Here is a 6,369-nt window from a genome sequence, read left to right as displayed (position 1 = left end):
AGCCGCGACCCGGACGCGGTCCGCGAGCGCATGAGCAGCCTCCAGCGCGGCACCCGGCGCGGGCGGCACGCCCGCAGGGACTGACCGCGCCACGCAGACCCGGCACGGAGCCCGCTGGAACCGCTCGCGAACCCCGCGCCCCCGGCCGCCGGGACGGGCGTGCGTCGTCAGTCCGTCGTGGCACCCGCCGGGGCCTGAGCCGGGTCGTGCAGGAGCCTGGCGACCTCGGCGCGGAGGGAGACGAACTCGGCCGACTCACGCGTGCTGATCTGGTCGCGCTCGGCCGGAAGATCCACGGTCAGGTCGGCCACGATCGACGCGGGCGACGTCGACAGCACCAGGACCCGGTCTCCGAGGTAGACGCTTTCGTCGATGTCGTGCGTGACCAGCAGGATCGTCGTCTCGTTCTGCTGCTGCACGTCCCGGAGCAGATCCTCGAGCTCGAACCGGGTCTGAGCGTCGACGGAGGCGAACGGCTCGTCCATGAGCAGCAGCGCCGGGCGCCGCGCGAGCGCGCGGGCGATCGAGACGCGTTGCTGCATCCCACCCGAGAGCTGCCACGGGTACTTGGACCCCACACCCGGAAGGTTCACCCATTCGAGTGCTTCTTCGGCGCGGCTACGGCGTTCGGCGCGGCTCATCGACTTCCACCGCAACGGGAACTCGACGTTCTGCCGCACCGTCAGCCACGGAAACAACGAGCGGCTGTAGTCCTGGAACACCACGGCGAGGTCGTCGGGCACGCCGTCGACCGGGTCGCCGTGCAGCGCCACCCGTCCACCGCTGGGCCGGATGAGCCCGGAGAGGCAGCGCAGCAACGTCGACTTGCCGCACCCCGATGGGCCCACGATGCAGGCGAGCTGCCCGCTCTCCACGGTGAACGCCAGGTCGTTCACCGCGACGTGCGCGGTCTCGCCGCTTCCGTACCGGTGGTGGAGGCCGGACACCTCCAGCATTGTTGCCATGTCACGCTCCTGTCGTCGTGGTGGCCGCGCCGCTCGTGGGCTGCCACCGGAGCACCCGGCGCTCCACGGTGAGCAGCAGGGCGTTCAGGCCGTAGCCGAGCACGCCGAGCAGCACGATCCAGGCCCACATCGTCGGGTACTCGAAGCTCTGCTGGGCGAAGATCAGTTGGTAGCCGATGCCGTTCGTCGTCCCCACCATCTCGGCGATCACCATGAGGATCAGTGACAACGACAGGCTCAGCCGCAGGCCCGCGAAGATCTTCGGAGCCGCGGCGGGCAGGACCACCAGGCCCACCCAGTAGTGCCGGGGAGCGCGGAACGACCGGGCCGTCTCGTGCTGGAGCGGGCTGACCGACCGCGCCCCGTCCACGGTGTTGAGCAGGATCGGCCAGATCGCGCCGAACACGATCGTCACCAGTTTCATCGTGTTGTCGATCCCGAACAGCACCAGGAACACGGGGATCAGCGCCGGTGGCGGCACGGCGCGCAGGAACGCGAGCAGCGGCCCGACGTAGTCCATCGCCGTGCGAGACCGGCCCAGCGCGACCCCGGCCGCGATCCCGATCACCGCGGCCACGGCCCACCCGCCGAACACCCGGCCCAGGCTGGGTAGCACGTCGTCGTACACGGTCGGACCGAGGAACACCTCGGATGGTGAACCGGAGAACCACAGATCCGCCGCCGTACCGAGGATCTCGGTCGGGCGAGGGAAGAACGGGCTTTCCGTGGCGAGGGTGACCAGTTCCCAGAGCACCACGGCGACGACGAACAGCGACCACTTGAGCAGCAGCCCCTTGAGAACGCCCACGGTGGTTCTCATCACACCTCCTGTGTCGTGCGGGGCACCCGCACCCGGTCGGTGTCGCCGTGTGGCTTTGGCAGGGTCACTCGGCGCACCTCCTGTGTTGTGCGGGGCACCCGCACCCGGTCGGTGTCGCCGAGTGGTTTCGCCATCCTCACCCGTCACACCTCCTGTGAATCGGTGGTGGCCGTGTGCCAGCGGAACAGGCGTCCACCGAGGCGTTCCAGGCCGTCGTTGGCGAGGTAGCCGAGCACACCGGCGACCAGCGTCCCCGCGAGCACCAGGTCCATCCGGCCCGCGCCGGCCGCGGCTTCGAGGATGAAGCTGCCGATGCCGACGTTGGCTCCCGCGATGAACTCCGTGCTGACCACCACGATCAGCGCGATCGCCGCCGACATCCTGAGACCGGTGAACACGAACGGCGCCGAGTGGGGCAGCGCCACGGTGGTCAGGACCCCGAACCGGCCCGCGCCCGAGGCGCGCGCGGTGTCGATGAGCAGGGGGTCGATCTCGTCGAAGGCGTAGATGGTGTTGTAGAGGATCGGCCACACCGAGGCGTAGACGGCGAGCGTGATCTTGGCTTCCGGGCCGCCGCCGATCGCGACGAGCACCAGCGGAATCAGCGCGACCGAGGGGATCGGCCGCAGGAACTCCACGAGCGCCATGGTCGCCGCGCGCACGCGCGGCAGGCTGCCGAGCACCAGGCCGAGCGGCACGGCCACGGCGGCGGCCACGCCGAGTGCGATCATCCAGGCGAGCACGGTGGCCACCAGGTCACGCAGGAATGTCTCCGTGCCGAGCATCTCGACGGTCCTGCCGAGCACGACCGACGCGCGCGGCACGTCCGCCTCCGGCACCAGGCCGGACCTGACCACCGCTTCCCAGAGCGCCAGGAAGGTGGCCAGGCCGACCAGGTTACGCACGATCGGTCGCACGTCAGGTCGCGTCGGGTCGCGCGATCATGGTCGAAGCGTCGATCTTGGAGTCGATCAGCCCGAATTCGAGCATGAGGTCCGGGACCCGCTGCAAGCGCGACGCGTCGAGACTTGAGTGGAACTGCGGGAGCGTGACCAGCGACGCGGTCGACGGGTCGATCTTGGCGGTGTCCACGATGACCGGCTCGATGACGCTGCGGTCCTGGGCGTCGTCGGTCGCCTTCTGCATGGCGCGCTGGAACGCGGCCACGGTCTCCGGGTTGTTGTCGGCGAACTCGGCCAGCGCGCCGTACCCGGCCAGCGGGAAGTCCTGCGTCGGCCCGGTCGCGAGGTCCACGATCGGGCGAACGCCGTGCTCCTCGGCGCCGCTGGTGAGGAACGGCTCGATCAAGGTTCCCGCGTCGATGTCACCCCGGGCCACGGCCGCGGCGGTGTCCGGAAAGGAGGTCTGGACCCACTCGACCGACTCGTAATCCAGCCCGTTGGTTTTCATGACGGACTTGACGATCGTGTCGGCGATGGTGTTGGTCGCCGAGACACCGATCTTTTTCCCCTCGAGGTCATCGACCCCGCTCACGCCCGAGCCGTCCTTGGCCACGAGCTGGAACGTGTTCGGGGCCGCGGCCACCGCGTCGGCGACGATCTTGATCTCGGCGGTGCCCTTGGCCTGTGCGAGGAAGAAAGGAACGTAGCTGGACTGGACGATGTCGGCGTCCCCACCGATCATCTTCTGGGTGGCGGCCTGACCGCTGGCCGCCTGCTCGATCTTGACGGTGAGCCCTTCCTCCTCGAAGTAGCCCCGCTGCTGAGCCAGGTACAGCGGGCCGACGTCGATGGAGGGCAGGTGTGCGACGGTGATCGAGGACTGCTCCAGCGAGCCGTTCCCGCCGGACGAGGGAGAGGTCTCGTCCTCCCCGCCGAGCAGGCCGCAGCCGCTGGTGGAGGCGAGCAGGCCCAGTGTCGCGAGAACGCCGGCGAGCCGGCGTCCGGACTGTCTTGCCGTGGTGCCGTGTCGAAGCAATGCCACTCCTCAGTGAGGCGATATGCCTGTTAGCTGCCTGGGTGAGCGCTGGCTGAGCGCGACGCCTCCCCGATTGCTCAGCGAGCACGGTTACTCTAGAGACTGATTGTCCTCATCACAATGCGTGCCGAGTGCTCCGCAAGGGGTGTGTGCAGACCACTCAATTGGGTGCTTCTGCGGTGTGGTGTAATTAACTCTAGGTTGGGTATCGAGCGCGGACGGTGCCATCTGGGGCGGCAGGGGTCGGCGCCTGAGTCGGAGGCGATCGACCAGTCAGGGTTACACCAGCCCTGCTCTTCGCTACTTTCTGTGGCCTCGTCCGGCAGTTCAAGGCTCAACCGGTGAACAGATGCAGAACTGATGGGCGAAGTCAACAGCGAGACGGCCACGCGTGGGTGTTCCGGCTGCGCATATTGACCCGTATGGGGGGCTGGCGCCATGCTTCCGCTGCTTGGCGTCCACTGGGGTGACAGGCGGTCGCGCGAACGTGCGTGGTGCGTAGCACGTGCTCGGCCAGGATGCCGGAAAGGGATCCGGCCCGGACGACGATGGTGGTAGATCGGTGCCGAAGACTGAAACCGCGGACGGGGACGGAGTGGACCCCGCCCAGGACGCCCCCGCCCGCGAGGAGTCCGCGCGGAACGAGGCGGCGGCCGGGCCGGCTGAGGCCGGATCGGCCGGTGACACGTCTCGGTGGCGGCTGAGCAACTGGCCGCTGCGCTACAAGCTCGCCGTCGTCCTGCTGGTGCCGCTCATCGCGGCGCTGGTGTTCGGCAGTCTGCGGGCGGTCGAGGCGCTGGGCGAGGCGAACGAGTTCAGCGACACCGTCGCGCAGGTCGAGGTCGCCGAGCAGGTCGCCGCCGTGGTCCACGAACTCCAGCGGGAGCGCACTCTCACCGTCACCGCGCTGGCGAGCGCGGGGGGTGACGACGGCGCGGTCGACGCGCAGGTCGGCACCGTGGACAACGCCGTCCGGCAGTTGCGCGACGCGGTCGCGGGCCGGGACCTCGGCGGCGCGGAGACCCGGCGGACCTTCGACCGGGCGCTCCAGCGCCTCGATGCGCTCGGCGCGCTGCGCGACAAGATCGAGAATTCGCGATACCCGGACCTGTCGGCCTACACCACCTACAACTCGATCATCGAGCCGCTGGTCCGGCTCGGCCGCACGGTGAACCTCTCGGTGACCGACCGGGAACTGTTGCGCCGGGGCACGACCGTGCAGGCGATCACCGAGGCCAAGGAGTACACCTCCCGGCAGAACGCCGTGCTCGGCATCGCCGTGGGGCACAACCGGTTCATCTCCGACCTGCTCGACCGCAGCAGCTCGGCGCAGGCCAGCGCCGACGCCGCCGTCGACACCTTCAACGCCAACGCCAGCCTCAGCGAGCAGCAGCTCTACCTCGACCGGGTCTCCGGTGCGGAGGTGGACAACCGGGCACGGCAGATCGCCACCGCGCACAACAGCGCCACACGCCCGGGTGGCGGCATAGACGTCAACGCCGACCAGTTCGCCCTCGACGGCCAGGCCACCGTGGACATGACGCGGGAGGTCGAAGGGCAGCTCCTCATCGGACTGCGGGAATCCGCGCAGTCCCTCGCCACCGACGCGACCCGTGCGGCGTGGCTGTTCTTCGGGTTGATGATCGCCACGCTGGTCGCCACGGTCCTGCTGACGCTCATCGTCGCCCGGGCGCTGACGGGTCCCCTGCGCACGCTGCGGTCGAGCGCGCTCGAGGTCGCCTACGTGCGGCTTCCGGAGACGGTGCGGCGCATCCTGGCCGACCCCAACCCGATCGAGGCTTCGCGCGACGCGGTCGCGCCGGTGCCGGTGCGGACCCGCGAGGAGATCGGCGAGGTCGCCCGCTCGTTCGACGTGGTGCACGAGCGGGCCATCCGGCTGGCCGCCGAGCAGGCCTTGCTGCGGGAGAACGTCAACGGCATCTTCGTCAACCTCTCGCGGCGCAGCCAGCGCCTCGTCGAACGCCAGCTCGGCATCATCGACCGGCTCGAATCCGACGAGCAGGACCCCGACCAGCTCGCCAGTCTGTTCGAGTTGGACCACCTCGCCACCCGGCTGCGGCGCAACGGCGAGAGCCTGCTGGTGCTTTCCGGCGCGGGCCTGACCAAGACGATGTCCAAGCCGGTCCCCGCCGCCGACGTCATCGGTGCCTCGGTCTCGGAGATCGAGCAGTACGCCCGTGTGGAACTGGGCACCATTCCCGAGGTCAGCGTGCACGGCCGTGCGGTGCACGACCTCGTGCACCTGCTGGCCGAGCTGCTGGACAACGCGACCTACTTCTCCGAACCGGAGACCAAGATCAGCGTGCGGGCGGTGGTCACGCGACGGAACTCGCTCGCGGTGCAGATCACCGACCGGGGCGTGGGCATGTCGGACCAGCAGCTCACCGAGGCCAACGACCGGCTCGCCGACCCGCCGGACCTGGACGTGTCCGTGACGCGCCGGATGGGCCTGTACGTGGTCGCGCGCCTGGCCAAGCGGCACGGCATCGAGGTCCGGCTGCGCGAGAACGAGGACATCGAGGGCGGTGTCATCGCCCGCGTCGTCGTGCCGACCGAGCTGCTCACCGCCCCGCCCGGCGGGGCGGGCGGGACGCCGCGGGCCCGCCAGACGTGGGCCGAGACCTC

General features: G+C 69.7%; 6 protein-coding genes. 1 reads left to right on the top strand and 5 read right to left on the bottom strand.

The genetic code is table 11. The features are described from left to right. Positions 1 to 167: 167 nt before the first annotated feature. From SACSA_RS0107170 to SACSA_RS0107150, 5 genes are read right to left on the bottom strand one after another with little or no spacing between them, the layout of a single operon-like run. On the bottom strand, positions 168 to 965 hold the full coding sequence (locus SACSA_RS0107170; RefSeq protein WP_028661635.1) for an ABC transporter ATP-binding protein: 798 nt from the start codon (positions 963 to 965) through the stop codon (positions 168 to 170). Position 966: 1 nt separating this feature from the next. Then, entirely contained in the window at positions 967 to 1,785 is an 819-nt protein-coding gene (locus SACSA_RS0107165) for an ABC transporter permease (protein ID WP_019814609.1), read from the bottom strand. Then, on the bottom strand, positions 1,785 to 1,919 hold the full coding sequence (locus SACSA_RS27040; protein WP_019814607.1) for a hypothetical protein: 135 nt from the start codon (positions 1,917 to 1,919) through the stop codon (positions 1,785 to 1,787). The genes SACSA_RS0107165 and SACSA_RS27040 overlap by 1 nt, the downstream gene beginning before the upstream one ends. 9 nt (positions 1,920 to 1,928) lie before the next feature. Continuing rightward, complete coding sequence (locus SACSA_RS0107155) at positions 1,929 to 2,702, bottom strand: ABC transporter permease (protein WP_019814606.1); 774 nt, start codon at positions 2,700 to 2,702, stop codon at positions 1,929 to 1,931. Between the two features lies 1 nt (position 2,703). Further along, the gene (locus SACSA_RS0107150) at positions 2,704 to 3,723 is read right to left on the bottom strand and encodes an ABC transporter substrate-binding protein (protein ID WP_019814604.1); all 1,020 of its coding nucleotides are present in this window, start codon (positions 3,721 to 3,723) and stop codon (positions 2,704 to 2,706) included. Positions 3,724 to 4,285: 562 nt separating this feature from the next. Between SACSA_RS0107150 and SACSA_RS0107145 the strand changes: the two genes are divergently transcribed. Then, positions 4,286 to 6,369 (top strand): sensor histidine kinase (locus tag SACSA_RS0107145; protein ID WP_157596708.1); only part of this gene is annotated, 2,084 nt, incomplete at its 3' end.

Source organism: Saccharomonospora saliphila YIM 90502 (assembly GCF_000383795.1).
Taxonomy (GTDB): Bacteria; Actinomycetota; Actinomycetes; order Mycobacteriales; family Pseudonocardiaceae; genus Saccharomonospora; species Saccharomonospora saliphila.
The sequence above is the reverse complement of the archived record's forward strand: the minus strand, read 5'-3'. Positions and strand labels throughout refer to the sequence as shown.

Bases quoted from the DNA above. Each gene is read 5' to 3' on its own strand.
- SACSA_RS0107170 (WP_028661635.1), bottom strand. From the start codon at position 965: ATGGCAACAATGCTGGAGGTGTCCGGCCTCCACCACCGGTACGGAAGC.
- SACSA_RS0107165 (WP_019814609.1), bottom strand. From the start codon at position 1,785: ATGAGAACCACCGTGGGCGTTCTCAAGGGGCTGCTGCTCAAGTGGTCG.
- SACSA_RS27040 (WP_019814607.1), bottom strand. From the start codon at position 1,919: ATGGCGAAACCACTCGGCGACACCGACCGGGTGCGGGTGCCCCGCACA.